This window comes from Streptomyces sp. KR80, assembly GCF_052245555.1.
Classification (GTDB): domain Bacteria; phylum Actinomycetota; class Actinomycetes; order Streptomycetales; family Streptomycetaceae; genus Streptomyces.
Genome location: NZ_JBQQCD010000034.1, coordinates 1 through 24,135, shown reverse-complemented (window position 1 = coordinate 24,135; position 24,135 = coordinate 1). Strand labels below are relative to the sequence as shown.

Sequence of the window (24,135 nt, the reverse complement as noted above, 5' to 3'; positions counted from 1 at the left end):
GACACTGTCCGTCATGAGCGAGATCTCCGCGGACCAGGACGTCCCCCGCACGGTGCTGCTGCGCGGCGGCGCCGTCCACAGCCCGGCCGACCCGTTCGCCACCGCCATGGTCGTGGAGCGTGGCGCCGTCGCCTGGGTCGGCTCCGAGGGTGCGGCGGACGCCTTCGCGGACGGCGTCGACGAGATCGTCGACCTCGACGGGGCCCTGGTCACCCCCGCCTTCACCGACGCCCACGTCCACACCACCTCGACCGGACTCGCTCTCACCGGCCTCGACCTCGCCGGAACCCGCACCCTCGGCGCCGCGCTGGACCTGATCCGCGCCCACGCGGCCGCCCGCCCCGATGACCGGGTCCTCCTCGGCCACGGCTGGGACACCACCGACTGGCCCGAGCAGCGTCCCCCGTCCCGGGCGGAGCTCGACGAGGCGACCGGCGGACGCCCGCTGTACGTCAGCCGGGTGGACGTGCATTCCGCAGTCGTCACGACCGCGCTGCTCGACCTCGTGCCTCAGCTTGTGGGCCACCCCGACACGCCCTTGACGGGCGATGCCCACCACGCCGTACGACGAGCCGCGCACGCCGCCGTCTCGCCGGCCCAGCGCACCGCGGCCCAGCGCGCCGCCCTGCGCCGTGCCGCCTCCCTCGGGATCGGGGCTGTCCACGAGTGCGCCGGACCTGACATCTCCAGCGAGGACGACCTCACCGGGCTGCTCGCCCTCGCCGCCGCTGAGCCCGGCCCTCGTGTCGTCGGCTACTGGGCCGAGCAGGTCACCGATGCCGGGGACGCCGCCCGCATCCGGGACCTCGGTGCGATCGGCGCCGCCGGAGACCTCTTCGTCGACGGCGCCCTCGGCTCCCACACCGCCTGCCTCCATGAGCCGTACGCGGACGCCGACCACACCGGCAGCGCCTACCTCGATGCCGCCGCGATCGCCGCCCATGTCACCGCCTGCACCGAGGCGGGCCTCCAGGCCGGGTTCCACGCCATCGGCGACGCCGCCGTCGCCACCGTCGTCGAGGGCGTACGGGCCGCCTCGGAACGGGTCGGCCTCGACCGCGTCCGTGCAGCCCGCCACCGTGTCGAGCACGCCGAGATGCTCACCCCGCAGACCATCGCGGGCTTCGCCGAGCTGGGACTCACGGCGTCCGTGCAGCCCGCCTTCGACGCCGCCTGGGGAGGCGAGGACGGGATGTACGCCCGCCGCCTGGGCCGCGAGCGCGCCCGTACGCTCAACCCGTACGCGGCCCTGCTGCGCGCGGGCGTACCGCTCGCGGTCGGATCCGACAGCCCCGTCACGCCGCTCGACCCCTGGGGCACCGTCCGCGCGGCGGCCTTCCACCGGACCCCCGAGCACCGCATCTCGGCGCGCGCCGCTTTCACCGCCCACACGCGAGGGGGCTGGCGGGCCGTCGGCCGGGACGACGCGGGGGTGCTCGTTCCGGGAGCACCGGCCGACTATGCGGTCTGGCGGACCGGCGAACTCGTGGTCCAGGTCCCCGATGAGCGGGTCGCGAGCTGGTCCACCGACCCGCGCTCGGGCACCCCCGGTCTGCCGGACCTCACTCCGGGCGGAGCGCTGCCGGTGTGCCTTCGCACGGTGGTAGGCGGACACACGGTCTACGCACGGCCGAACGAGTGACGTACCGGGGTGGCGCGACGCCGAACGGCGTGCTCCCGGCCTGTCGTGCCACCTGCGGATCTTCGTCGCTGACCTGCCGAATCCTGGAATTTCCGCAGGTGATGCGGCTGTTGACAGACCGCGGGCGGCGGCGGGTAGTTTCGGCCGAGTCCACCACAGGACGGCCGACCGGGGATCCTCCACGCAGTCGCCGAACGCCGCTGGGCCATGGGGCGGTGCGTCGAACGACGTGCCGCCACTGGGAGCCAGGTCCAGCGCCCGCGCCACGGGGGCGAGGGAGCGTTCCGGCCGGTCGGCAGGTGCGACCCGGGTGGGGCCCGGACGTTCAGTAGACAACGGCTTTCGGTAGACCCGCAGCCAGCGGGTCCCAGGTCGGCCCGAAGGGCGCCGGGCCCCGATCCGCCGGTCCGCCTCCCGTGCGGTCGGCCATGAAGCGTCCAGGATCTCTGGCAGCCCGCCTCTCCGAGCAGGTGACCGTCCCTCACTCCGTGCGCTCGCGCGTCATGTGGAGGGCTTCCCATCCGGCCCATCGGCCCTGGACGCATGTGCGTGCCGTGTCGGAGGAAGCGAACGCGCCCGCGCGGCGGGAAAGTGGAGGGAGAGCCTCCGCCAGGGATCGCAAGCCTGGGGCCCATACACCGGGCGCAGCGATGTACCGTCGCATCACCAACCGCTCGACCTGCAGGAAGGCAGCGACCGTGCCATCGGGTCCGAACACCACCGCCACGAGCCCCCCGGGGCCCGCGCCGCGAACCGACCGCGAGGCGGATGTGCCGCCGGGCCCCGTCGGTGCGGCCGACGGGATGGACCGGCCCGAGACCGCAGCGGCACCCGGCCCGGGCCGCGCGCGGCGTGCCTACGCCACCGTCCGCCGCGAGGCGCCCCGGACCGCGCTCGCCGCGGTGGCCGGGATCGCGCTGGGCGTGGCCTTTCCGCCGTACGACCTCTGGCCGCTGTCTGTCGTCGCCGTCGCCGCGCTGAGCCTGCTCACCCGGGGCCGCACCGCACGGCAGGGCGCCTGGACGGGATTCGCCTTCGCGCTGCCGTTCTTCTTCGTCCTGCTGCGCTGGCTGGACGTGATCGGCAACGACGCGGTGCTCGGCCTCTCCGTCATCGAGTCTGTCTTCGTCGTCGCCCTCGGCATGGGCCTGGCCGTCACCTCCCGGCTGCCGCTGTGGCCGCTGTGGGCCGCCTGCCTGTGGGTCGCCGAGGAGTGGGCGCGCGACCGTACGCCCTTCGGTGGATTCCCCTGGGGGCGCCTGGCGTTCGCCAACACCGGTTCGCCCTTCACGCCGTTGGCCGCGTTCGGTGGCGCCCCGCTCGTCACCTTCGCCGTGGCGCTGAGCGGTGCACTGCTCGCCGCAGCCGTGGTCGCCGGATGGCGGCTGCGCCGCGCCCCTCGGACCGTGAAGTCCGCGCTGCCCGCCGCCGGGGCCGCAGCGCTCGTCGTGGCCGTCGGGGCAGCGGGTTACGCGGTGCCGATTCCCACGGCCGCCGACGACCATGCGAACATCGCCGTCGTCCAGGGCAACGTCCAGCAGCCGGGCATGCACTTCCTCGGCCGTCCCATGAAGATCCTCAACAACCACGCCGAGGCGACGCTCGAACTGGCGCGGGACGTGAAGGCCGGGAAGGTGCCGAAGCCCGACCTGGTGATCTGGCCCGAGAACTCCTCCGACCTCGACCCCTTCCAGCACCAGCGGGCGTACGCCCGGATCGACGAGGCCGTCAAGGCGATCGGCGTGCCCGTCCTCGTCGGCGCACTCGTCGACCGCCCGGGCGAGGAGGGCTACGTCGAGAACCAGGGCATCGTCTGGGACCCGCGGACCGGTCCCGGTGCGTCCTACACCAAGCAACACCCGGTGCCCTTCGGCGAGTACGTGCCCTTCCGCGGCCAGCTGAGCAAGGTGATCACCCGGCTGCAGCAGGTTCCCCGGGACTTCTACCCCGGTGACCACACCGGCGTACTCCAGACCGGCCCCGCCCGCCTCGGCGACGTGATCTGCTTCGAGGTCGCCTACGACGAGATCGTGCGGGACACCGTGAACGACGGGGCGCGTGCCCTCGTCGTCCAGACGAACAACGCCACCTACGGCCTGACCGGCCAGCCCGAGCAGCAGCTCGCCATGTCCAAGCTGCGCGCCGTCGAGCACGGCCGAGCCATCGTCACCGCAGCCACCAGCGGCATCAGCGCCGTCGTCGCGCCCGATGGCACCATCGAGCAGCAGACCGACGAATTCACCCGGGACGTCCTCAGCGCACGCCTCCCGTTGCGTGACGACATCACCGTCGCCGACCGCGTCGGCGCAGGTCCGGAGTGGGCGCTCGCTATGGTGGGCCTGCTGTCCTGCGCCGGGGCGGTCGTGCTCGGCCGGCGGGGACGCACGGAGCAGAAGGGGCAGCAGTGATCGACGGTGATGCGGCTACCGATGGCGGAGCCCAGCGGACGTACGGCCCGCTCGGCACGGTCTTGGTGATCATCCCGACGTACAACGAGGCGGAGAACGTCAAACCCATCGTCGCCCGGGTCCGGTCGGCCGTGCCCGAGGCGCACATCCTCATCGCCGACGACAACAGCCCGGACGGCACCGGCAAACTCGCCGACGAGTTGGTGGCCGAAGACGACCGCGTCCATGTGCTGCACCGCAAGGGCAAGGAGGGGCTGGGCGCGGCCTACCTGGCCGGCTTCCGCTGGGGCATCGAGCAGGGCTACGGCGTGCTCGTCGAGATGGACGCCGACGGCTCCCACCAGCCCGAGGAGCTCCCGCGGCTGCTGACCGCTCTCAAGGGCGCGGACCTGGTGCTCGGTTCGCGCTGGGTCCCCGGCGGGCGGGTGGTCAACTGGCCCAAGTCGCGCGAGTTCATCTCCCGCGGCGGCAGCACGTACTCCCGCGTCCTCCTCGACCTGCCGCTGCGCGACATCACGGGCGGCTTCCGGGCGTTCCGCAAGGAGACCCTGGAAGGCCTCGGCATGGACGCCGTCGCCTCGCAGGGCTACTGCTTCCAGGTCGACCTGGCCTGGCGGGCGGTCAAGGCCGGATTCCACGTCGTCGAGGTGCCCATCACCTTCGTCGAGCGCGAGCACGGCGACAGCAAGATGAGCCGCGACATCCTGGTCGAGGCGCTGTGGCGGGTCACAGCCTGGGGCGTGGGCTCCCGCGTGGAGCGCTTCCTCGGCCCCCGTAAGAAGGCCTAGCCCAGTCCGCGGCGTCAGTCGGTCGGCTCCTCCGGGGCCGGGCGGTCCTGGTCGCCGCGCTCCGCCTGCGGCGCGCCTCGCGGCCCGGTGCCCGCCTCGTCGGTCTCCGGCAGTTCCTCGCCCGCCACCTCGGGGGCGGGCTCCTCGGCATCCCACCGGTCGGGCGTCTCCTCGTCGGACGCCTGCTGGTCCGGCAGGTCCCGGGGGATGCCGGGGACCCGCTTCTTCGGTGTCTCCGATGGCCGTTCCGTCATGGGCCCATCCTTACGCTCATCCGGGGATCCTGCCCGCGGGGGGTCGACCGCCCCGCGTACCCGGGAGAGCCACGCCCATGCACACTGGGAGGCATGACGACCGGCGCACCGCATCAGCCCCAGCCCTCTCGCACCCGGCGCTTCCGCTCCCGCCCGTTCGTACCGCTGGCCGTGGCGGCCTGGCTGGTGCTGGAGATCTGGCTGCTGACCGTGGTGGCGGACGCCTTCGGCGGGCTCACGGTGCTGCTGGTCCTGGTGGCCGGCGTCGTACTCGGCGGCTTCGTCGTCAAGCGGGCGGGCCGGAGGGCCTGGCGCGGGCTGACCACGAACCTCTCGGCGGCGCAGGCCGCCGCGGCCGCCGGACGGCCGGTCGACGCGACGGCGGCGAGCGAGGAGAGCCGTGGCAACACGCTGCCCATGGTGGGCGGGCTGCTGTTGATCATGCCCGGACTGATCTCCGACGCCGCCGGGCTGCTGTGCCTGTTCCCGCCGACCCGGGCGCTGCTGCGCCGCTCGCTGGAGCGGTCGCTGAGTCGCCGGATGCGCACCGCCCCGCCCGGCACTTTCGGCGACGCCTTCGGGCAGTCCCGCATCCGTCGCGCGCACGGCAAGGTCGTCCAGGGCGAGGTCATCCGCGACGACGAGCGACGCGGGGGCGGGCCCGGGGGCGAGCCGCCGCGCGAGGGCGAGCAGCGGCCGCCGCTGACACCGTGATCCACCGCGCTTCCGACGGGTACCGAGCCGAATGCGGCCCCGTTCCGACCCCGGGGAGAGGCCCGGCCCTCAGGGAGTCTGGGCAGCAAGAAGGCCGCGAGCAGACGCGACTCCGAATCGGAGTCGTGCCCGCCCGCGGCCTGAGTCGCTGTAAATGCCGCGCGGCTGCCCGACGGACTACGCGGACTTGCGGTTGTCCCGCGGATGCACGGCGATGTTCATGGCACCGGAGCGCAGGACCGCCAGCCGCTCGGCCAGCACCTCCTCGAGCTCCTCGCGGGTGCGCCGCTCCATGAGCATGTCCCAGTGCGTACGCGCGGGCTTGCCCTTCTTCTCCTCAGGGCCTGCGCCATCCACCAGGAGCGCCTGGGCGCCACAGGCCCTGCACTCCCACTCCGGCGGGATCTCCGCCTCGACCGAGAACGGCATCTCGAACCGATGGCCGTTCGGGCATGCGTACTCCACCGCCTGGCGCGGTGCCAGGTCGATGCCGCGGTCGGTCTCGTAGCTGGTAACCACGAGTCGCGTGCCGCGGAGAGCTCGCTCACTCATGAATCGTGCCTCCCGGGCTTGTCGCCCACAGGACAGGTGTCGCTGTCGTCGTCATCCGGTGCAACGTCCGGTCGGCGGTGAAGATTCCCGTTCCGGGACATGCGTCGCCCGTCGTGCCGCCCCTTGTTGTACCCACCAGCGCCCGGTTTGTCACATCTGACAGCAGATGTCACCCAGCGTTTCCGTATCCTTGGCGCGCAGTAACGGTCCGCCCGGTAGGTCAAGGGCGTACACTACCGGCCTTCCGTCCCAGACCCTAAATCCGGTCCGGTACGGGATTGCCTGCGGCCGCCACAGCGCGCCGCATCGGCACCCGCGCGAGCAGCACGAAGCCCACGGCGAAGAACAGCACCAGCGAGATGATGGCGTCCCGGTAGCTGCCGGTCAGCTGGTAGGTCAGGCCGAACAGCAGCGGGCCCAGCCAGCTCGTCCCGCGGTCGCTCAGCTCGTACGCCGAGAAGTACTCCGCCTCCTTGCCGCGCGGCACCAGATGGGAGAACAGCGAGCGGGACAGCGCCTGGGTGCCGCCCAGCACCACGCCGATCGCGCCCGTGAGCACGAAGAACCACACCGGCGCTCCCGCCGGGAGGAAGTAGCCCGCGCCGATGGTGAGCGTCCAGGCTGCCAGGGACCACAGGATCGTGCGCTTCGCGCCGTACCGCCGCGCCAGCCGCCCCATGCTCAGCGCACCGACCAGAGCCAGCACCTGGACCTGGACCAGCAGGACCGCCGCGATCAGTGTCGACTGCTCAAGCCCCAACTCTTCGGAGCCGTACACCGACGCCTGGGTGATCACGGTCTGCACCCCGTCGTTGTAGACGAGGTACGCGAGCAGGAAGGCCAGCGTCAGCGGGTGGCGGCGCATGTCCCGCAAGGTCGCGACCAGTTGGCGCCAACCGCCGAGGTGCGGTACGGGGGATCCGGGCCCCGCCGCGCCGTCCTGCGACGTGACATCGTTGCCCGGCGGGCGGCGGTCCCGCAGCCGCCGCAGCGGGACGACGGCGAATGCGCCCCACCACAGCCCGGCCGCGGCCAGACAGATCCGCACCGCCGTCCCCTCCGAGACCCCGAAGCTCTCATGCCCCAGGTACAGGGCCAGATTCGCGATCAGCACCAGGGTCGCGGCGGCATAGCCGAACGCCCAGCCGCGCGAGGAGACCGCGTCCCGCTCGTCCGGCTCGGCGATCTGCGGCAGGAAGGCGTTGTAGAGGGCCATCGACACGGCGAGGGAGGCATTGGCCACGATCAGCAGAGCGCCGCCGAGCAGATAGCGGTCGCCGCCGAGGAAGAACATCCCCGTCGTCGCTCCCGCACCGATGTACGCGGCGGCGGCCAGCAGCGGCTTCTTGCGGCCGGTGCGATCCGCGATCGCGCTCACCAGCGGCATCGCCACCACGGCCAGCAGCAGCGACGCCGACACGGAGTAGGCGAAGAACGAACCCGCTCGGACCGGGATCCCCAGCGGGTGCACCAGCCCTTCGGTGTCCGCCGCGGCCTTCGCGATCGAGGTCAGATACGGCCCGAGGAAGAGGGTGAGGACAGTCGTCGAGTACACCGAGACGGCCCAGTCGTAGAAATACCAGCCCCGCTGTTCGCGGCGCCGGTCGGCAGCCGAGTCCGTGGCTCCGGCCGTCGCCGGGCCGCTCACGTCCGTGCCCATCCGGGCCCCCTCGTCGTCCCCGTCGTTCCCCGCGTGCCACCCCACCGGTGTCACTCCGGGGGAGGGGGGTCAGGCCCAGGCTCCCCGGCCGGTCAGCACCGTGCGCAGCGTGTCGATGTGATCGGTCATGATGCCATCGATGCCGGGGGAGAGCAGCCTCTGCGGCCGCTCCACCTCGTTCACCGTCCCCACAGGCAGTTCCGCCTGGCGCGTGAGCAGCCGGCCGGGAGCCGGTTCAGACCGGCTCGCCGTCCGGTGTCCGGGATCGATGGGGGCACGTCCCCTGCCGTCGGCGGACCTCCTCGACCCTCGCGGCACCGGCGCGCCCTTCGGCTCCCGGGCAGCCTGCCGCCACCACCTGTGTGGGGGCACCTCTGGGGGCACCCCCAGCGGTAGCTGGGGGAGGTAGCTGGGGGAGGCCGCCGGCCTCCGTGGGAATCGCGAAGACCCGCAGGAACAGCTGCGACAGCGGACCGATGGCCAGCGCGTAGGCGACCGTGCCCACGCCGACCGAGCCGCCCAGCGCGAAGCCCGCCGCGAGAACCGAGACCTCGATCCCAGTCCGGAGGAGGCGGATCGAGCGGCCCGTCCGCCGCTGCAGGCCGGTCATCAGGCCGTCCCTCGGGCCCGGGCCGAAGCGCGCCGAGATGTACAGGCCGGTGGCGACGCCGTTGAGCACGATCGCACCGGCCAGCAGCGGGATCCGCAGGCCCAGACGGTGCGCGTCCGGGACGAGCGCCAGGGTCGCGTCCATCGCCAGACCGACCACCACCACATTCGACACCGTGCCCAGCCCCGGCAGCTGCCGCAGCGGAATCCACAGCAGCAGCACGACGGCTCCGACCCCGATCGACACGACCCCGATCGACAGACCCGAGTGCTTCGACACCCCCTGATGGAACACGTCCCACGGGTCGAGCCCGAGCCCGGCGCGCAGCTGCAGTGCCGCGCTGGCGCCGTACAGCACCAGTCCCGCGTACAGCTGAACGAGCCGGCGGGTGATCCGGCGAGACCGCATCGAATCAGACAAAAAAGCCCCTCCCCAGTGGTGAATGTGGCCTGACCCGTGACAGTCTGTGGCATGCAGACGTGCCATCTCTATGGCCAATTCGGGGAAGGTGGACCGCGGACGATGAGTCAGTGGACTTCTGTGGTGGGGGCCGCGCAACTCGCCCGGCTGCTCGGCTCCCAGAACACCGGCGGACGCGCGAGTGGGGCGAACGGCCGTCGCGTGCCCGCCTACCGCGCGCTCGCCGACGGCGTGCGCCTCCTCGTCCTCGAAGGCAGGGTTCCGGTCGCCGCCCGGCTCCCCGCCGAGCGCGAGCTGGCCGCCGCCCTCGCCCTGAGCCGTACGACCGTGGCGTCGGCGTACGAGGCTCTGCGGACGGAAGGGTTCCTCGCATCGCGGCGCGGCGCGGGCAGTTGGACCGCCGTCCCCGCAGGCAGCCCGCTCCCCACCCGTGGACTGGACCCGCTGCCGCCCGACGCCGCCGAGACCATGATTGACCTCGGTTGTGCCGCGCTGCCCGCGCCCGAACCCTGGCTTGGCCGGGCCTTCCAGGGTGCGCTCGCGGAACTCCCGCCGTACGCGAGCACGCATGGCGACTACCCCGCCGGGCTGCCGGACCTGCGCCAGGCCCTGGCCGACCGCTACACCGCCCGCGGCATTCCGACCATGCCCGAGCAGATCATGGTCACCACCGGGGGGATGGGTGCGGTCGCCGCCACCTGCCACCTCTTCGCTGCACGCGGCGAGCGGGTCGCCGTGGAGTCGCCGTCGTACGCCAACGTCCTGCAGCTGATACGGGAGGCAGGTGCCCGGCTCGTACCTGTGGCCATGGCGGACGGGCTCGCGGGCTGGGACATCCCGGCGTGGCGGCAGGTGTTGCGCGACGCGGCACCGCGCATGGCCTATGTGATGGCGGACTTCCACAATCCCACCGGGGCGCTGGCGACCGAGGAGCAGCGGCGCGGCTTGGTGGCCGCGGCCCGCGCCGCCGGCACCGTCCTCGTCGTCGACGAGACGATGGCGGAGCTGCGCCTGGACCCGGAGGTCGAACAGCCGCGGCCCGTCTCGGCCTTCGACCCCTCGGGCAGCACCGTCGTCACCATCGGCTCGGCGAGCAAGGCCTTCTGGGCGGGGCTGCGCATGGGCTGGGTGCGCGCGGCTCCGGACGTGATCCGCAGCCTGGTGGCCGCCCGTGCCTACGCAGACCTCGGCTCTCCCGTACTCGAACAGCTCGCCGTCGCCTGGCTGTTGCGCGAGGGCGGCTGGGACGCGGCGGTCGACATCCGCAGGGCGCAGGCGCGGGAGAACCGCGATGCGCTCGTGGCCGCCGTCGAAAGGCACCTTCCCGACTGGGAGTTCACCGTCCCTGGGGGCGGGCTCACGCTCTGGACCCGCACCGGCGGCCTGTCCGGTTCCCGGATCGCGGAGGCGGGGGAACGGCTGGGCGTACGGGTGCCGTCGGGGCCGCGGTTCGGCGTGGACGGCGCCTTCGAGGGCTTCGTCCGGCTGCCGTTCACCGTCGGCGGCGCGCTCGCCGAGACGGCGGCGGCCCGCCTCGCGGCGGCGGTCCAGCGGGTCGAGACCGGCGCACCCGCGGCGGTGGACACCGCCCGCATCCTGGTGGCCTGACGCCCCGGCCGGCCATGTCGCGTCCGGGAGATGAGGCGGTACGCCCGCAACCGTCGCGGTGCCGGAGACGATCGCCGGGTCAGGTGACCTTCACCCAGTCGAAGGTGCGCTCCACGGCTCGCTTCCAGCCGTCGTAGCCTTCCGCGCGCTGTTCCTCGCTCCACTGCGGCTCCCAGCGCTTCGACTCCTGCCAGTGGGACCGCAGTTCATCGGTGTCCCGCCAGAAGCCGGTGGCGAGCCCGGCGGCATAGGCGGCACCGAGGGCGGTGGTCTCGGCCACGACCGGCCGGCTGACCGGAACACCGAGGATGTCGGCCTGGATCTGCATGCACAGATCGTTGGCGGTCACACCGCCGTCCACCTTGAGCACATCGAGGTGGACGCCGGAGTCCCGCTCCATTGCCTCCGCCACATCGCGGCTCTGGTAGCAGATCGCCTCCAGAGCCGCCCGCGCCAGATGACCGCCCGTGTTGTAGCGGGTGAGGCCCATGATCGCGCCACGGGCGTCGGAGCGCCAGTACGGGGCGAAGAGCCCGGAGAACGCCGGGACGAAATAAACGCCGCCGTTGTCCTCGACCGTCAGGGCCAGCCGCTCGCTCTCGGCCGCTTCAGTGATGATCTTCAGCTGGTCGCGCAGCCACTGCACGGCGGCACCCGTGACCGCCATGGAACCCTCCAGGGCATAGACCGCCGGGCTGTCGCCGAACTGGTAGCACACGGTGGTGAGCAGCCCGTAGTGCGAACGGACCAGCTCCGTACCGGTGTTGAGCACCAGGAAGTTGCCCGTGCCGTAGGTGTTCTTCGCCTCGCCGGGCGAGAAGCAGACCTGGCCCACGGTCGCGGCCTGCTGGTCGCCGAGAACGCTCGCGATGGGGATGGCGGCCCGCAGCGGCCGCGAGGCGCGGGCCTGGCCGTACGCCTCGGGGTGGGCGGAGGGATTGATGCGCGGCAGCATGGCACGCGGTACGCCGAAGATGTCGAGCAGCTCGTCGTCCCAGTCCAGGGACTCCAGGTCCATCAGCATGGTGCGGCTGGCGTTGGTCACGTCGGTGGCGTGAATGCCCCCCTCGGGCCCGCCGGTGAGGTTCCACAGCACCCAGCAGTCCGTGGTGCCGAAGAGCGCATGGCCCGCTTCGGCGGCGTCGCGCAGCCCGTCGACGTTCTCCAGCAGCCACTTGATCTTGCCGCCTGAGAAGTACGTGGCCGGCGGCAGCCCCGCCTTCCGCCGGATGATCTCGCCGCGGCCGTCCCGCTCCAGGGCCTTGGCGATGGAGTCGGTGCGGGTGTCCTGCCAGACGATGGCGTTGTGGTACGGACGGCCGGTGCGCGGGTCCCAGACGACGGTCGTCTCGCGCTGGTTGGTGATGCCGACGGCGGCCAGGTCGGCGGCGGACAGGCCGCCGTCCCGGAGCGCGTTCTGCATCACCGTGTTCGTCCGCTCCCAGATCTCCACCGGGTCGTGCTCCACCCATCCCGACCTCGGCAGGATCTGACGGTGCTCGAGCTGATGCCGCGCCACTTCGTTGCCGTCGTGATCGAAGATCATGAAGCGGGTGCTGGTGGTTCCCTGGTCCACCGCACCGACGAACTCTGGCATCGCTGCCGCCTCTCGTGGGCTCGTACGGGACGTGCTGGCGTCGTGGACGGGGCGGACCGGATCCGGATCAGGTCTCGCCCTCGGGCGTGGGGATCCGTCCCGGTTCCTGCGGCGGCATCAGGAGCAGGAAGCGGTTCACGAGGAGCTTGTACAGGAGCCCCCCGACCACGCCGCCGAGCAGCGGGCCCACGATGGGCACCCAGAAGTACAGATCCCCGTACTGATCTCGCCACGCGCCGCTGTAGCCGGTGATGAAGGTCGCCAGCCGGGGACCGAAGTCACGGGCGGGGTTGATGGCGTACCCGGCGTTCGTACCCCACGCCATGCCGATCCCGACCACGACGAGGCCGATGATGAACGGGGCCAGGTTGGCCGCCGGCGGCTTGTTGAGCAGGTCGGTCAGGGCGAAGACCATGAACACCAGGATCGCAGTGCCGATGATCTGGTCCCGGAAGGCACCCAGATCGCTGACGGGGAGAACCCCGTTGCCGGGGAGGGTGGTGAACACGCCCTGGGTGGCGATGGTGTGGCCGGGGTCGGCCGCCGCCAGCACCTCGGTGTAGTTCCAGCGCACCAGCAGAGCCGCGACGAACGCCCCTGCCGTCTGGGCCACGATGTAGGGCGCCACCTTGACCCAGGGGAACCCCTTGAACATCGCGAGAGCCAGCGTCACGGCAGGATTGATGTGGCCGCCGCTGAGCCGTGCCGCGGTGTAGACGCCGAGGACGACGCCGATGCCCCATGCCCAGGCGATGGAGTCGTGGTCGCCCCAGGTGCCCGGTGGGACGACTTTGGCCGGGCCCGCCACCACCTGTGCGACGACGCCGACGCCGAAGAGAATGAGGATCATGGTGCCGGCGAACTCGGCGCACAGTTCGCCGATGAGCGTCGATGGTTTGGTTCGCCCCGTGGTCTCAGCCATGGAGGTACCCGCTTTCTGAGTCGGGGGTGTGGCCGTTTCCCCAGCCCATCGTGTGCTCCGGTCACCGGCATCCGCCCGCTGGGCACGTCCGTTCGGGGGGTGGGCGCGGCAGCCGGGCGGAACTCTGGTGCGTGAGCACCCGTTCTCAGCTTCCCCCAGCTAACGCGGGGAGGTGCCCCCAGCGTGGGCCGTCGCGCGGCTCGCGGTCGGCGAGCCGATCTGCGTGTGCTCCGGAAGGAGTTCCAGCACGGCACGGCGGTGGGTCTCGCTTGCCGCGTCGTCGTACGGGTCCGGGGTGGCCGGCACCTGGAGCCGGTGGACCGGGCTGCTGCCCAGCCGCGCGTACCCGCGTCCCGGCGGCACGTCCCGGACCGGCGTGGTGTGCGGCTCCACGCCGAGTACGGCCCGGATCTGTTCGGCGGTGCACGGGCCAAGGGCGACCCGTGCGGGGGTGTGCGACTGTACGGCCGTGCCCAGTGAGTCCGCGCAGTCGAGCTGTTCGGCGACCACGACCGTGACGGCGACGCTCCGGCCGTGCCGCAGCGGCACCTGCAGCAGCTCCTGCGGATCGGTCCGGTCCTCGGATGTGGCGAGATGGCTGAGGACGGACGGCCGGTCGAACAGCAGCCACAGGGGCCTGCGGGTGTCCTTCGGCGCAGAACGGCCCAGCTGCCGGGCCCGGTTGCCCGCGATGAGCCGCCGCTCGGTCTCGGTGGCCGCCCACTCCAGGGATGCCAGCGCGCCCGCGAGTCCGGACTCCACCGCGAGCACGCCGGACCGCCCGACCAGGCATGCGTATTCGCCCGTGCCGCTCCCGTCCAGCACCAGTACGTCGCCGTGGTGCAGCGCTTGCAGGGCGATGGAGCGCACCAGGGTGGTGAGGCCGCTGCCGCTGGGGCCGAGGGCGAGCAGATGCGGTTCGGTGGACCGGGCGCCGGTCCGCCACACGACCGGCGGTGCGTCGCGCGTCCCGCCCTCGCCCGCCACGGGAACCAGCCGCTGCACGCCGCCCGGGTCGGTGAAGCCGAGCACGATCTCGCCCGGCGCGGTCACGAAGCGCTGGGCGTGGATATCGGTGGGGAGGGGCTCGAGCACGCTCATGGAGAGCTCGTTGGCCTCCTCCTCCCACTCGAAGAGGTACTCCCGTCCGCGGCCGGACTTGGCGTGCAGGAGCTGTTCGATCCGGCGGCGTGAGGACGCCTCGCCGTCGGTGAACCAGGGCGGGTAGCGCAGCCGCAGCCCAGTGAGCCGTCCGTGGTCGTCGAACTCGTACGCCGTGAAGACCTGTGAGCAGTCGCCGCCGTGGGCGTAGAGCGGGGTGGGGTCGTCGGCCGTGGAGAAGTACGGGACGAGGGCTTCGTAGAGCACCCGCAGCCGTCCGAGTTCAGCCTTGGTCGGTCCGCTCGCGGAGATGCGATCGTGCCCGGCCCAGGCGGCGGCCGCCATCAGAACGATCAGCGCGAGCAGTGGTCCGTACGGCAGGACGGCCACCGTCGCCAGGCCGAGCGCGCCCAGGAACAGTGCGGGACCACGCCGCTCCTTGGGCGTCGCGGACCAGCGACGCCTTCCCATGACCGCGAGTCGGTGCAGTCCGCGGGTGACGACGATCAGTGGGTGGAGCACGTCGGTGGCGTTGTCGACGGCCGTGCGCGCGATCGCGCGGCTACGGCCGATCGGCGCGTTGACGGTGAGGATGCGGGGCAGAGGGCGCCGGGCCACGTCGGTCTCCTGTTGGTGTGCGCGTGGGGTGTGCGCGGGCGGCGGGTGCTTCAGACGGCGGCCGCTAGAACCTGATCCCGCCCAGGAGGCTGGCCAGGCTCGCGCTGCCGGCCTTGATGCTCGGAGCGATGGCGGTGCCCGCGAGGAAGAAGCCGAAGAGCGCGCAGACCACGGCGTGGGAGGCCTTGAGGCCGTCCTTGCGGAGGAACAGGAAGACGATGATGGCGAGCAGTACCACGCCCGAGACGGACAGAATCATGGAGTTCTCCTGTGGGGTGCGGGAACGAACGCCGTCACCATGCGTCGCTCCAGGCTCACAGCATGTATCCGTAGTTGAAAAGCTGCAAATGGGCGAATTGTCATGGGAATCCATCGGCCGGTCGAGCCGTCGCGTCCCCGATGGCGGCGGCCCGCCGGCCGTGGCGATCATTGCCACGGACGCTCCACCTCATGTCCCAGAGGCCGCAGTAGGCTGTCGAATCACCCGGACGGGCGCAGAACGCGGAAGGCGGATCAATCGGATGAGTGCTTCGGACGCGGAAGACTCCGCAGGCCAGGCGGATCCGGAGGTCGTCGACCTGGCGACCAGGATCTTCGATCTCGCGCGGGCCGGTGACGCCGCGGCCCTGGCCGCCTACCTCGATGCCGGTGTGCCGGCGAACCTCACCAACGACAAGGGCGATTCGCTCGTCATGCTCGCCGCCTACCACGGTCACGCCGGGGCGGTGCAGGCGCTGCTGGAGCGCGGCGCCGACCCGGACCGGGCGAACGACCGCGGCCAGACGCCCCTGGCCGGTGCGGTCTTCAAGGGAGAGGACGAGGTGATCCGCGCGCTGCTGGCCGCCGGTGCCGACCCGCGCGCGGGCACCCCGTCCGCCGTCGACACGGCCCGGATGTTCGGCAAGCAGGAGTTGCTGGAACTGTTCGGCGCCCAGTGACTGCGGATTTTGAGTTGACATCTATCAATAAACCGATCCAAAGAGCACAATGATAGTGCTCGGCCTGGTGTCGGGCAGTTCGGAATGGATCGAAGGAGGCGAGTCGCATGGCCGACCTCTCGCATAGACCGGGTGATCTCGCGAGTCACCCCGATCTCCACGAAATGCGGGACCGGTACGCGCGCATGCTCGAAGGGCGGAAGGCAGGTGCCGTCGACGGTCTGGCGTTCCTCGCCGGCGTGTACTGCGCCATCTCCCCCTGGGTGGTGCACTTCTCGGATGCCCACCCCGAGCTGACTCTCAACAACCTCGTTCTGGGCATCGCGATCGCTCTGATGGGCGCCGGACTGGCCATTGCGCCGGACCGGATCGGCGGGCTCAGCTGGACCATGGCCGCCATGGGGGTGTGGCTGATCATTTCGCCCTGGGTGGTCACCCGCTTCCCGGACGCCGGGATGATCTGGAACAACGTCGTCCTGGGCGCCGTCGTGTGCCTGCTCGGCCTGCTCACCGCGGGCGCGGCGACCAAGCCAAGTGCCGAAACCTGACCCGGCGAAGGGCCGGACGCGGCGCGAGGAAGCCGGCCACCCCTCCGGCCCCTCGGCGCCTTCCCGAGCGGCAGCCTCGAGCGGCTGCCGCTCACCTCTGCAGGACACCCGACACGTCCGATTCGTTCAAGACGGGTTGCCCGCCCGCTGCTTACGCTCCCGGTATGGCACCTCGCATCGACCTCATCGGCCTCGTCGTCTCCGACATGGCCGCATCGCTCGCCTTCTACCGCAGGCTCGGCCTGGACGTACCGGCCGACGCCGACAGCCAGCCGCATGTGGAGGCAGCCCTGCCCGGCGGTCTGCGCATGGCCTGGGACACCGTGGAGACGATCCGCTCCTTCGATCCCGAGTGGACCGCCCCGCAGGGCGGCCGCCGCATCGACCTCGCCTTCGCCTGCGACGATCCCGCCGACGTCGACCGGGTCTACGGCGAACTGACCGGTGCCGGCTACACCGGACACCGGGAGCCCTGGGACGCCTTCTGGGGGATGCGCTACGCCGTCGTACTGGACCCGGACGGCAACGGCGTGGACCTGTTCGCCCGGCTCCCCGCCTCGTGACCTCCGCCCGGTGCGCTACGGGGCGAGCGCGGTGCGCGACGGCACCAGCGCGGTGAGCGGAACGCCGGCCAGCCCCTTCACCTCGCGCGCCAGGTGGGCCTGGTCGGCGTAGCCCGCGACCGCCGCGACCTCACCGAACGGGGTTCCCGCGCGGGCCAGCGCCAAGGCCCGGTTCATGCGCAGCACTCGGGCCAGCGTCTTCGGCCCGTACCCGAACGCGGCCAGACACCGCCGGTGCAGCTGCCGCTCGCCGAGACCGGCCGCCGCGGCAACGGCCGACACCGGCTCGCCCGCCCGCAGGTCGGCGACCACCGTCGCCAGAAAGGGGTCCGGCGAGCGCACCTCCCGCACCAGTTCGGCCCCGACCGCTTCGAGCCCCGTCGCCGGGTCGGTGGCGGCGGAGACGCGCTCCGCCAGGTGGCGGGCCCGTCCGCCGGGCCAGAGGGCATCCAGCGGCAGGCGCGCATCGCGCAGCTCGTCCGCCGGCACGCCCAGGACGTCGGGACCGCGACCCGGGCGGAACCGCAGCCCCGCGTAGCGCGTGCCCGGCAGGCTCGCGACCGGATGCGCCCGGGTGTCCGGGCCCGCCACCACCAGGTCCCCGTCGCTCCAGATCAGATCGATGCACCCGTCCGGCAGGACCCGAGTCCGAGTGCCGTCCGCCGTACGGGTCCACAGCATCGCCTCGGTCTCCGGCGAGAACCGTTCCTCGTACGCCGCGTACTCCACACCTCCAGCATGGCAGTTCGGGGCCCGGGGTCCGCCGCCCCGGCGCAGTGGTGGCTCTCACCCGCCCGGCGGCGGGCCGTCCGGCATTCCGTCCGCTGCCCGCGCCGCCGCAGCCACCTGCGCACATGCGGCATTCGCGGGACGCCGCTGTCCTCCTTTCGCGGGATGGTCCGAGCGGCTCCGGCACGTGCGCTTGACGGGCAGTCGGGGTGCGATGGGCAGGAAGGCGCGGACGTCTCCGTACGGGCGGCGAGGGCCGCATCCGTGCCGGAGGTGGGGGTTCGTGCGTACCGCGGTGCGCGTGGCGGCGGCCGCATCACTCGCCACGCCCCCGGCGACGACGAACCGGACGAGGGCGGGAAGCGCAGCCGACCGGGTCCGCGCCTGACCGGGACAACCGACCGCCGTACGGAAGGACATCCTTGTGAGCGCACACATACGCCGCGGAACCCACCGCCGCACGCCGCGACACCGGATACTCCGGCAGGTGCTGACCGGTGGCCTCGTCGGTGTGCTGGGTCTCGGGCCCGCCACGGCCAGTGCCTGGGCGCGGGACCAGGACCCGCCTCCGTCGCCGGAGCAGTCCCGGCAGCCCAACTACTCACTCGGGTCCGACCGGGAGGCGTACGGCACCGACGCCCGCTCGGGCGCGCTGGATGGCGACCCCTGGGAGCCGGAGCCCCAGGAGGAGGCGGACGGCGATCCCGAGGCCGACGCCGACGAGGAGCCGCTCGAGGGTCCTCCGAGCACCTGGGCGAAGCCCCTGACCGTGACCGGCCGGGTGTCGGCCGCCTACGGAGTCCCCGGGAACTGGATCGCCGGACACCACACGGGCATCGACTTGGCGGTCCGGCCGGGTACTCCGGTGTACGCCGTCGGCTCCGGTGTGGTCGTCCGAGCGGGCTGGGGCGGCGACTACGGCCTGATCGTGCTGATGCGGATGGACGACAGGCGGTACACGCTCTTTGCTCACCTCTCCAAGATCGTCATCCGTCCGGGGACGCGCGTGAAGGCCGGGAGCCTGCTCGGATTCTCCGGCAACACCGGCAAGTCCAGCGGGCCGCATCTGCACTTCGAGGTCCGTACGAGCGCCAAGTACGGCTCCGACATCGACCCCGTGTCGTATCTCGCCTCGAAGGGAGTGCGTCTCTGACGGCGGCGCGCGCCGCGGTGTCCAGGAGGCGGGCGCCGCCGCCGGACCTCCCCCAGCTACCGGTGGGAGGTGCCCCAGGGGCGGCGGCGCCATGCGTGAGGGCCGCGGATGTCAGGCCAGCTTGGCGCTGAGGGTGATGGTGGTCCCCGCGAGGGCCTGGCTCACGGGGCAGTTCACCTTCGCCTCATCGGCGGCCGAGGCGAAGCCCGCCTCGTCCAGCCCCGGCACCTGGCCCTGCACGGTGAGGTGGATCCCGGTGATGCCCGTGCCCGGCTGGAAGGTCACCTCGGCCTGCGTGTGCAGCTGCGCGGGGGGTGTGCCGCCCTTGGTGAGCCCGTTGGACAGGGCCATCGAGAAGCAGGCGGAGTGAGCCGCCGCGATCAGCTCCTCCGGGCTGGTCATCCCGTCGGGCTGCTCGGCGCGCGCGGGCCAGGAGACCGCGTGCTCGCCGATCCCCGAGGAGTCGAAGGTGACGGTGCCCTTGCCTTCGAGCAGATTGCCGTCCCAGACCGTGTGCGCGGTGCGCGTCGTCGCCACGATGAATCCCTCCTGTGTACGGATGACGTCACCCGATGGTCCGCCTCCGCGCACGCGATGGGGATCCGACGCGCCGTGCGGTCACTTCTTGACCATGTGCGGCTCGGGCCAGGACGGACTGCGTACGAGATTCGTCCACTCGTGGTCGTAGCGGCCGGGCACGGCTCGCCCCGCCGATGCCCAACGTTCGACCATGGCCGTGTAGATGGGTGCGTCGGTGGACCGGGAAACCGTTTCGCCTGCTGCCGGACGGCGCAGCGGCCTGCGCTGTCCCGCGACCGGTCGTAGCTGCGTTGTCGTCATACGTCGCCAACGCCGTGGTCCGCGGTGCGGTCACCTTCCCCGCCGAGCACTCACCCGCATCGGCGCCTGCTCGTACACGCCAGCGACGCACCGGTCCGGCCGGTGGCGGGCTGTGGCGCGTGGTCGGCCAACGGGCCTGTCCACGCGGCCAGAAGGGGGCTGGACGGCGGATAGGACAAGCCGATCGTCGCACTCTTTCGAGGGAGGGCCGAGGGTGGTGGCCCGGAGGACGCCCGACCCGGCCCGAGGCTGGATGCAGAACGCACTGAACGCCAGTGGCGAAAGGACTCCCCATGCCTTTGACTCAGGCCCTCGGCGCGCCCCACCTGGCAGTCGACCTCGGAACGTCCTGCACCCGGGTGTGCGGCCCCCGCGGAACCTCCTTTCAGGGCGCATCGGTGCTGGCGGTCAACACCCGGACCGGCAAGATCGTGGCGGTCGGCGACTCCGCGAAGGTGATGGCCGGCCGCACGCCCCCCGCCATCGACACCATCACCCCGATGCGCCGCGGCGTGATCACCGACTTCGACGCCGCCACCCGGCTGCTGTGGCATGCCTTCGGACAGCAGCGCCGCGGGCGGCTGCGCTCGTGGCTGCCGCCTCGCGTCGTGGCGGGCGTACCCGCTGAGGCCACCGAGGTGCAGCAACGGGCTGTGGAGGAGGCCTTCCAGTTTGCCGGTGCCCGCTCGGTCCGGCTGCTCCCCAAGGTGACGCTGGCGGCCATCGGTGCAGGACTGCCGGTGTGGGACGCGACCGGCACGATGATCGTGGACATCGGCGCCGGGACCACTGAGGTCGCCGCCTTCGCCTTCGGCAACATGGTCGCGGCCGAGTCGACGACCACCGCGGGCGATGCGTTCGGGACGGCTCTCGGCGCCTATCTGTACCGGGAGCACACGCTGGCCCTCAGTGCGGAGGCGGCCGAGGAGGTCAAGATCAGCCTCAGCGTGGCGGCGGCCGGCGGACGGAACACCTGTCTGCCCGTGCGCGGCCGCGACCGGATCAGTGATCTCCCCAAGACGGCGATCGTCTCGGTCGGGGAGCTGGCCCCGGTCGTCGCGCCGGAGGTCAAGCGGATCGCCGCCGCCGTCGTCGCCGTCATCGGGCGGTGCCCCACGAGCGTGGCCGACGACATCGTCGGCCGCGGGCTCGTCCTCACCGGCGGCGGGTCGCTGCTGGCCGGCCTGCCCGAGCAACTGGGCAAGGCCGTGGGCATGGCCGTGCACCTCGTCGATGCGCCGCTGAGATCCGCCCTCGACGGGGCCGCGCGCTGTGCCGCCGACTCCCTGCCCTCCCGGCAAGAGCCGCTCCTGGCGCCCATGTGATCCGATGCCCCGTCATTTTTGCATGCACGCAGCACAACTGACGGTCAGTCGGCCATGGACCCGGATGGAGCAGGAACGCGCGGCGTGGCCCGTGCCCCCTTCCTACGGTGCTCATATGGACACACAGTGTGGACGGAATGCGCGGATCGGCGCGGTGGTAGCCGCGGCCGCGTGTCTGACCGTGGTCGGCCCGGCAGCGCCTGCGCAGGCGGACGGAGACGAGGAGGGCCAACGGCAGGCACCCCCCGCCGCCGCGGCGGGCGGCCCCCTGCTGCCCCGCCCCGGGGTCCAGGTGCGGCCGAGGGCCGGTGCGACGCAGCTGCCCAAGCTCTCGGCGCTCTCCTGGATGGTGACCGACGCGCGTACGGGCCGGGTGCTGGCGGCCAGGGACGCGCACCGGCCAATGGCGCCGGCGAGCACCCTGAAGACCCTCTTCGCGGTGACACTGCTGCCGAAGTTGCCGCAGGCGACCCTCCGCACCGTCACGGCGGCCGATCTCGCGGGCGTCGGCGCGGGCAGCAGCCGGGTCGGGGTGAAGCCCGGGAAGCGGTACACCGTCGCCGACCTGTGGCGGGGGGTCTTCCTCAGCTCCGGCAACGACGCCGTGCGGGCGTTGGCCGCCATGAACGGCTCGATGTCGGAGACGATCTCGCAGATGCGGGCGAAGGCACGGGCGTTGGGGGCCCACGACACCCGCGTCGCCTCCGCAGACGGTTACGATGCGCCCGGCCAGGTCTCCTCGGCCTACGACCTGACGCTGTTCGCCCGCGCGGGGCTGGCCGATCCCCGCTTCGTGCGCTACGCCTCGACCCCGGTTGCGAAGTTCCCCACCGGCCGGGGCGCCGACGGCAGGGCGACCGGCTCGTACGAGATCCGGAACACCAACCGGCTGCTGGTCGGCGCCCCCGGCCTGTCCCCGTACGCCGGGCTGATCGGAGTGAAGAACGGCTATACCAGCCATGCCGGAAACACCCTGGTCGTCGCCGCCAGGCGAGGCGGGCGCACCCTCGTCGTCACCGTCATGAACCCGCGCTCCGGGATGCCCAACGCCGTTTATCGCGAGGCCGGTTCGCTGCTCGACTGGGGATTCGCCTCGGCGAACCGGGTCAGCGCCGTGGGCTCCCTGCCCGCCCCTCGGTCGCGGTCCGTGGCGAGTGCGGTGCACCGGCACCCCGCCGCTGCGCCCGCGGCCACGACCTCCACCGTGGACCGGATGGCGTCCGTCGTGCCGCACGGCCCCAGGGCCGTGCGCTGGCTGGCCGCCGGAGCCGGCTCCCTCGCGCTGTGCGCAGGGGGCCTGATGGTCCACCGCCGACGGCGCGCCCGCCGCACCCTGCCCTGACCTCGTGGGTGCGGCCGGCGCGCGCCCCCTCCGCGGTGCCCACTCCCGAGTGGGCACCGCGGTCTGGGGAGCTGAGATGCCTGGAGGTGGACGTCGCCGTCCGATGGGTCACGAGGCCCCGTTGGGGCGGCTCTCCGGTTTCGCGAGCGCCACCGGCGGAAGAAACTCGCCCACCAGCGTGCGGTGCCACCAGGCCCCGGTCTCGCGCCGCTCCCGGCGGGTGGTGAAGCGGTACTCGTAGACCCGGGCGCGTACGTGCGTGGGCGGGGCGTCGGGGAAGGGGTTGAAGCGCAGCAGCCGCAGCGTCGGGCGGTCGTTCTCCAGCAACTTCTCGACCAGCGGCAGGAACCAGGACCGCGAGTAGGCGGACGACAGCCCCGCGAACCACATCAGCCAGTCGAGCCGCAGGTGATACGGAGCGTATTGACGAGGCCGCCGCTTCAGGTCCCCGGGCTTGCCTTTGAATCCGTACTCCCGCCACACCGTGTCCCGGGTGATCTGCGGCTCATCGGTGCCCTCGACGACCACCTCGCGCCGGGTCCGGTTGATGCTGCCGAACGCCCCGTAGGTGTTGACCAGATGGAACGGGTTGAAAGAGAGATTCATCTGCTGGTGGCGCGAGAGGAGATTGCGCGCGGGCCAGTAGCTGAGGAAGACGACCAGCGCCGTGACGGCGAGTACCAGGGCCTCGTACCACACCGGCGCCGCGGCGAGATCCGGCGGCTCGGGCAGCAGCGGCAGCAGCTCGGCCGCGAGGGTGCCGTCGATCGCGGGGAGCGCGAGGACGATGGTGATCCAGTTCAGCCAGGCGAAGTTCCCGGACACGACGAGCCAGAGCTGGGTGACGACGATGACCAGCGCGGCGATGCTGGCCACCGGCTGCGGCGTGAACAGGGCCACCGGGACGACGAGCTGCGCGACGTGGTTGGCGGCGACCTCGACGCGGTGCAGCGGCTTCGGCAGATGGTGGAAGTACCAGCTCAGCGGGCCGGGCATCGGCTGCGTCTCATGGTGGTAGTAGAGGCAGGTCAGATCGCGCCAGCAGCGGTCACCGCGGATCTTGATGAGCCCGGCGCCGAACTCCACCCGGAACAGCAGCCAGCGCAGCAGCCACAGCACGAGGACGGGCGGCGCGGTGCGCTCGTTGCCGAGGAAGACGGCGAGGAACCCCGCTTCCAGCAGGAGGGACTCCCAGCCGAAGCCGTACCAGATCTGACCGACGTTCACGATCGACAGATAGAGCAGCCACAACAGGGCCCACAGCAGCATCGACGCCCAGAGCGGAACGGCATCGGCCGCGCCGGCGACCAGGGCGACGGAGAGCGCGACTCCGGTCCAGGCGACGCCGGCGAAGATGCGGTCGGTATAGCGGAGGTGGAAGAGGCTGGGCGCCTGGCGGAACGACACCCGGGCCAGGAAGGCGGGCACCGGCAGCATCCCGCGTTCGCCGATCAGCGCCCGGAACTGGTTGGCGGCGGTCAGGAACGCGACCGCGTAGACGGCGGCGAGACTCCGCTGGAAGACCAGCCGGCTGAGCCAGTAGTCGGAATCGGTGAACCACTCCATACCGGCTGCTCCTCGGACACGGTCCTCCGACGGCCTTCATCCTCGGCCCGTCGCCCCGGAGCTCGGTGTTCACGGGGCGGGCCCGGGGCCGTGGTTCATCCGCTCGGCGGCTTCTCGTAGGCCTTGATGACCTCGTCGGTGGGCCCGTCCATGACGAGCTCGCCCTTCTCCAGCCACAGCACCCGGTCACAGGTGTCCCGGATCGACTTGTTGTTGTGACTGACCAAGACCACCGTC

The 24,135-nt window shown here is 72.1% G+C and carries 23 protein-coding genes and 2 pseudogenes; 11 read left to right on the top strand and 14 right to left on the bottom strand.

Annotated elements, in window-relative coordinates; all coding sequences use genetic code 11:
* The first annotated feature begins 13 nt into the window (after positions 1–13).
* From ACTWQI_RS28805 to ACTWQI_RS28795, 3 genes are all read left to right on the top strand, one after another.
* Positions 14–1,642 (top strand): amidohydrolase, encoded by a 1,629-nt coding sequence (locus ACTWQI_RS28805; RefSeq protein WP_443274880.1) that lies wholly within the window; start codon positions 14–16, stop codon positions 1,640–1,642.
* 698 nt (positions 1,643–2,340) lie between these two features.
* Entirely contained in the window at positions 2,341–4,050 is a 1,710-nt protein-coding gene (gene lnt / locus ACTWQI_RS28800) for an apolipoprotein N-acyltransferase (protein ID WP_443274878.1), read from the top strand.
* A complete protein-coding gene (locus ACTWQI_RS28795) occupies positions 4,047–4,838 on the top strand; it encodes a polyprenol monophosphomannose synthase (protein ID WP_443274876.1) in 792 nt (263 codons plus the stop codon). The genes lnt and ACTWQI_RS28795 overlap by 4 nt, the downstream gene beginning before the upstream one ends.
* A gap of 14 nt (positions 4,839–4,852) precedes the next feature.
* Here the strand turns inward: ACTWQI_RS28795 and ACTWQI_RS28790 are convergent, their stop codons facing one another.
* The gene (locus tag ACTWQI_RS28790) at positions 4,853–5,092 is read right to left on the bottom strand and encodes a hypothetical protein (RefSeq protein WP_443274874.1); all 240 of its coding nucleotides are present in this window, start codon (positions 5,090–5,092) and stop codon (positions 4,853–4,855) included.
* Between the two features lie 93 nt (positions 5,093–5,185).
* Between ACTWQI_RS28790 and fxsA the strand changes: the two genes are divergently transcribed.
* Complete coding sequence (fxsA, locus tag ACTWQI_RS28785; protein ID WP_443274873.1) at positions 5,186–5,806, top strand: FxsA family membrane protein; 621 nt, start codon at positions 5,186–5,188, stop codon at positions 5,804–5,806.
* A gap of 177 nt (positions 5,807–5,983) precedes the next feature.
* On the opposite strand, the gene ACTWQI_RS28780 is transcribed toward fxsA, so the two are convergent.
* The 4 genes and pseudogenes from ACTWQI_RS28780 to yczE all read right to left on the bottom strand — a co-directional run bounded on the left by ACTWQI_RS28780 (position 5,984) and on the right by yczE (position 9,036).
* On the bottom strand, positions 5,984–6,358 hold the full coding sequence (locus tag ACTWQI_RS28780) for an RNA polymerase-binding protein RbpA (protein ID WP_443274872.1): 375 nt from the start codon (positions 6,356–6,358) through the stop codon (positions 5,984–5,986).
* A 256-nt stretch (positions 6,359–6,614) separates the two neighbouring features.
* Positions 6,615–8,018 (bottom strand): MFS transporter, encoded by a 1,404-nt coding sequence (locus ACTWQI_RS28775; protein ID WP_443274870.1) that lies wholly within the window; start codon positions 8,016–8,018, stop codon positions 6,615–6,617.
* A 69-nt stretch (positions 8,019–8,087) separates the two neighbouring features.
* Positions 8,088–8,210, bottom strand: a pseudogene (locus tag ACTWQI_RS28770) (glycerophosphodiester phosphodiesterase); the annotation flags it as partial.
* A gap of 43 nt (positions 8,211–8,253) precedes the next feature.
* The gene (gene yczE / locus ACTWQI_RS28765) at positions 8,254–9,036 is read right to left on the bottom strand and encodes a membrane protein YczE (protein ID WP_443274912.1); all 783 of its coding nucleotides are present in this window, start codon (positions 9,034–9,036) and stop codon (positions 8,254–8,256) included.
* A gap of 114 nt (positions 9,037–9,150) precedes the next feature.
* Between yczE and ACTWQI_RS28760 the strand changes: the two genes are divergently transcribed.
* A complete protein-coding gene (locus tag ACTWQI_RS28760; protein ID WP_443274869.1) occupies positions 9,151–10,656 on the top strand; it encodes an SCO1417 family MocR-like transcription factor in 1,506 nt (501 codons plus the stop codon).
* Positions 10,657–10,735: 79 nt separating this feature from the next.
* Here ACTWQI_RS28760 and glpK read toward each other — a convergent pair whose 3' ends face one another.
* The 4 genes from glpK to ACTWQI_RS28740 all read right to left on the bottom strand — a co-directional run bounded on the left by glpK (position 10,736) and on the right by ACTWQI_RS28740 (position 15,153).
* Positions 10,736–12,253: a glycerol kinase GlpK gene (glpK, locus tag ACTWQI_RS28755; RefSeq protein ID WP_443274867.1), complete on the bottom strand. Its 1,518-nt coding sequence runs from the start codon at positions 12,251–12,253 to the stop codon at positions 10,736–10,738.
* Positions 12,254–12,320: 67 nt separating this feature from the next.
* On the bottom strand, positions 12,321–13,175 hold the full coding sequence (locus ACTWQI_RS28750; RefSeq protein WP_443274865.1) for an MIP/aquaporin family protein: 855 nt from the start codon (positions 13,173–13,175) through the stop codon (positions 12,321–12,323).
* A 159-nt stretch (positions 13,176–13,334) separates the two neighbouring features.
* Complete coding sequence (locus tag ACTWQI_RS28745; RefSeq protein WP_443274863.1) at positions 13,335–14,894, bottom strand: hypothetical protein; 1,560 nt, start codon at positions 14,892–14,894, stop codon at positions 13,335–13,337.
* 64 nt (positions 14,895–14,958) lie between these two features.
* Entirely contained in the window at positions 14,959–15,153 is a 195-nt protein-coding gene (locus tag ACTWQI_RS28740) for a hypothetical protein (RefSeq protein ID WP_443274862.1), read from the bottom strand.
* Between the two features lie 262 nt (positions 15,154–15,415).
* On the opposite strand from ACTWQI_RS28740, the gene ACTWQI_RS28735 reads away from it, so the two are divergent.
* The 3 genes from ACTWQI_RS28735 (at position 15,416) to ACTWQI_RS28725 (ending at position 16,943) form a co-directional block, all read left to right on the top strand.
* The gene (locus ACTWQI_RS28735) at positions 15,416–15,832 is read left to right on the top strand and encodes an ankyrin repeat domain-containing protein (RefSeq protein ID WP_443274860.1); all 417 of its coding nucleotides are present in this window, start codon (positions 15,416–15,418) and stop codon (positions 15,830–15,832) included.
* Between the two features lie 107 nt (positions 15,833–15,939).
* Entirely contained in the window at positions 15,940–16,380 is a 441-nt protein-coding gene (locus ACTWQI_RS28730; protein ID WP_443274859.1) for an SPW repeat protein, read from the top strand.
* A 164-nt stretch (positions 16,381–16,544) separates the two neighbouring features.
* Positions 16,545–16,943, top strand: a complete 399-nt coding sequence (locus ACTWQI_RS28725; protein WP_443274857.1) for a VOC family protein — start codon at positions 16,545–16,547, stop codon at positions 16,941–16,943.
* Between the two features lie 15 nt (positions 16,944–16,958).
* Here the strand turns inward: ACTWQI_RS28725 and ACTWQI_RS28720 are convergent, their stop codons facing one another.
* The gene (locus tag ACTWQI_RS28720) at positions 16,959–17,624 is read right to left on the bottom strand and encodes a helix-turn-helix domain-containing protein (protein WP_443274910.1); all 666 of its coding nucleotides are present in this window, start codon (positions 17,622–17,624) and stop codon (positions 16,959–16,961) included.
* A 472-nt stretch (positions 17,625–18,096) separates the two neighbouring features.
* Here ACTWQI_RS28720 and ACTWQI_RS28715 point away from each other — a divergent pair, with 472 nt between their 5' ends.
* Positions 18,097–18,825 carry a M23 family metallopeptidase gene (locus ACTWQI_RS28715; protein WP_443274855.1) on the top strand — a complete coding sequence of 243 codons (729 nt, stop codon included), beginning with the start codon at positions 18,097–18,099 and terminating at the stop codon, positions 18,823–18,825.
* Positions 18,826–18,936: 111 nt separating this feature from the next.
* Here ACTWQI_RS28715 and ACTWQI_RS28710 read toward each other — a convergent pair whose 3' ends face one another.
* Together ACTWQI_RS28710 and ACTWQI_RS28705 are read right to left on the bottom strand one after the other, a co-directional pair.
* The gene (locus ACTWQI_RS28710) at positions 18,937–19,362 is read right to left on the bottom strand and encodes an OsmC family protein (protein WP_443274853.1); all 426 of its coding nucleotides are present in this window, start codon (positions 19,360–19,362) and stop codon (positions 18,937–18,939) included.
* An 81-nt stretch (positions 19,363–19,443) separates the two neighbouring features.
* The gene (locus ACTWQI_RS28705) at positions 19,444–19,665 is read right to left on the bottom strand and encodes a hypothetical protein (protein ID WP_443274851.1); all 222 of its coding nucleotides are present in this window, start codon (positions 19,663–19,665) and stop codon (positions 19,444–19,446) included.
* Between the two features lie 293 nt (positions 19,666–19,958).
* Between ACTWQI_RS28705 and ACTWQI_RS28700 the strand changes: the two genes are divergently transcribed.
* Together ACTWQI_RS28700 and ACTWQI_RS28695 are read left to right on the top strand one after the other, a co-directional pair.
* Positions 19,959–20,990: a rod shape-determining protein gene (locus tag ACTWQI_RS28700; protein ID WP_443274849.1), complete on the top strand. Its 1,032-nt coding sequence runs from the start codon at positions 19,959–19,961 to the stop codon at positions 20,988–20,990.
* 115 nt (positions 20,991–21,105) lie between these two features.
* Positions 21,106–22,332, top strand: coding sequence for a D-alanyl-D-alanine carboxypeptidase family protein (locus ACTWQI_RS28695; protein ID WP_443274847.1), 1,227 nt, complete (start codon positions 21,106–21,108; stop codon positions 22,330–22,332).
* A gap of 108 nt (positions 22,333–22,440) precedes the next feature.
* Here ACTWQI_RS28695 and ACTWQI_RS28690 read toward each other — a convergent pair whose 3' ends face one another.
* Positions 22,441–23,898 (bottom strand): lipase maturation factor family protein, encoded by a 1,458-nt coding sequence (locus tag ACTWQI_RS28690; protein ID WP_443274846.1) that lies wholly within the window; start codon positions 23,896–23,898, stop codon positions 22,441–22,443.
* Positions 23,899–23,993: 95 nt separating this feature from the next.
* Positions 23,994–24,135, bottom strand: a pseudogene (locus tag ACTWQI_RS28685) (ABC transporter ATP-binding protein); the annotation flags it as partial.

Coding starts and splice junctions, on each gene's coding strand:
- ACTWQI_RS28775 (WP_443274870.1), bottom strand. CDS start 8,018: ATGGGCACGGACGTGAGCGGCCCGGCGACGGCCGGAGCCACGGACTCG.
- ACTWQI_RS28700 (WP_443274849.1), top strand. CDS start 19,959: ATGCCTTTGACTCAGGCCCTCGGCGCGCCCCACCTGGCAGTCGACCTC.
- ACTWQI_RS28760 (WP_443274869.1), top strand. CDS start 9,151: ATGAGTCAGTGGACTTCTGTGGTGGGGGCCGCGCAACTCGCCCGGCTG.
- ACTWQI_RS28720 (WP_443274910.1), bottom strand. CDS start 17,624: ATGCTGTGGACCCGTACGGCGGACGGCACTCGGACTCGGGTCCTGCCG.
- ACTWQI_RS28730 (WP_443274859.1), top strand. CDS start 15,940: ATGGCCGACCTCTCGCATAGACCGGGTGATCTCGCGAGTCACCCCGAT.
- ACTWQI_RS28705 (WP_443274851.1), bottom strand. CDS start 19,665: ATGACGACAACGCAGCTACGACCGGTCGCGGGACAGCGCAGGCCGCTG.
- ACTWQI_RS28695 (WP_443274847.1), top strand. CDS start 21,106: ATGGACACACAGTGTGGACGGAATGCGCGGATCGGCGCGGTGGTAGCC.
- ACTWQI_RS28740 (WP_443274862.1), bottom strand. CDS start 15,153: ATGATTCTGTCCGTCTCGGGCGTGGTACTGCTCGCCATCATCGTCTTC.
- yczE (WP_443274912.1), bottom strand. CDS start 9,036: ATGCGGTCTCGCCGGATCACCCGCCGGCTCGTTCAGCTGTACGCGGGA.
- fxsA (WP_443274873.1), top strand. CDS start 5,186: ATGACGACCGGCGCACCGCATCAGCCCCAGCCCTCTCGCACCCGGCGC.
- ACTWQI_RS28690 (WP_443274846.1), bottom strand. CDS start 23,898: ATGGAGTGGTTCACCGATTCCGACTACTGGCTCAGCCGGCTGGTCTTC.
- ACTWQI_RS28790 (WP_443274874.1), bottom strand. CDS start 5,092: ATGACGGAACGGCCATCGGAGACACCGAAGAAGCGGGTCCCCGGCATC.
- ACTWQI_RS28780 (WP_443274872.1), bottom strand. CDS start 6,358: ATGAGTGAGCGAGCTCTCCGCGGCACGCGACTCGTGGTTACCAGCTAC.
- glpK (WP_443274867.1), bottom strand. CDS start 12,253: ATGCCAGAGTTCGTCGGTGCGGTGGACCAGGGAACCACCAGCACCCGC.
- ACTWQI_RS28725 (WP_443274857.1), top strand. CDS start 16,545: ATGGCACCTCGCATCGACCTCATCGGCCTCGTCGTCTCCGACATGGCC.
- ACTWQI_RS28735 (WP_443274860.1), top strand. CDS start 15,416: ATGAGTGCTTCGGACGCGGAAGACTCCGCAGGCCAGGCGGATCCGGAG.
- ACTWQI_RS28750 (WP_443274865.1), bottom strand. CDS start 13,175: ATGGCTGAGACCACGGGGCGAACCAAACCATCGACGCTCATCGGCGAA.
- ACTWQI_RS28805 (WP_443274880.1), top strand. CDS start 14: ATGAGCGAGATCTCCGCGGACCAGGACGTCCCCCGCACGGTGCTGCTG.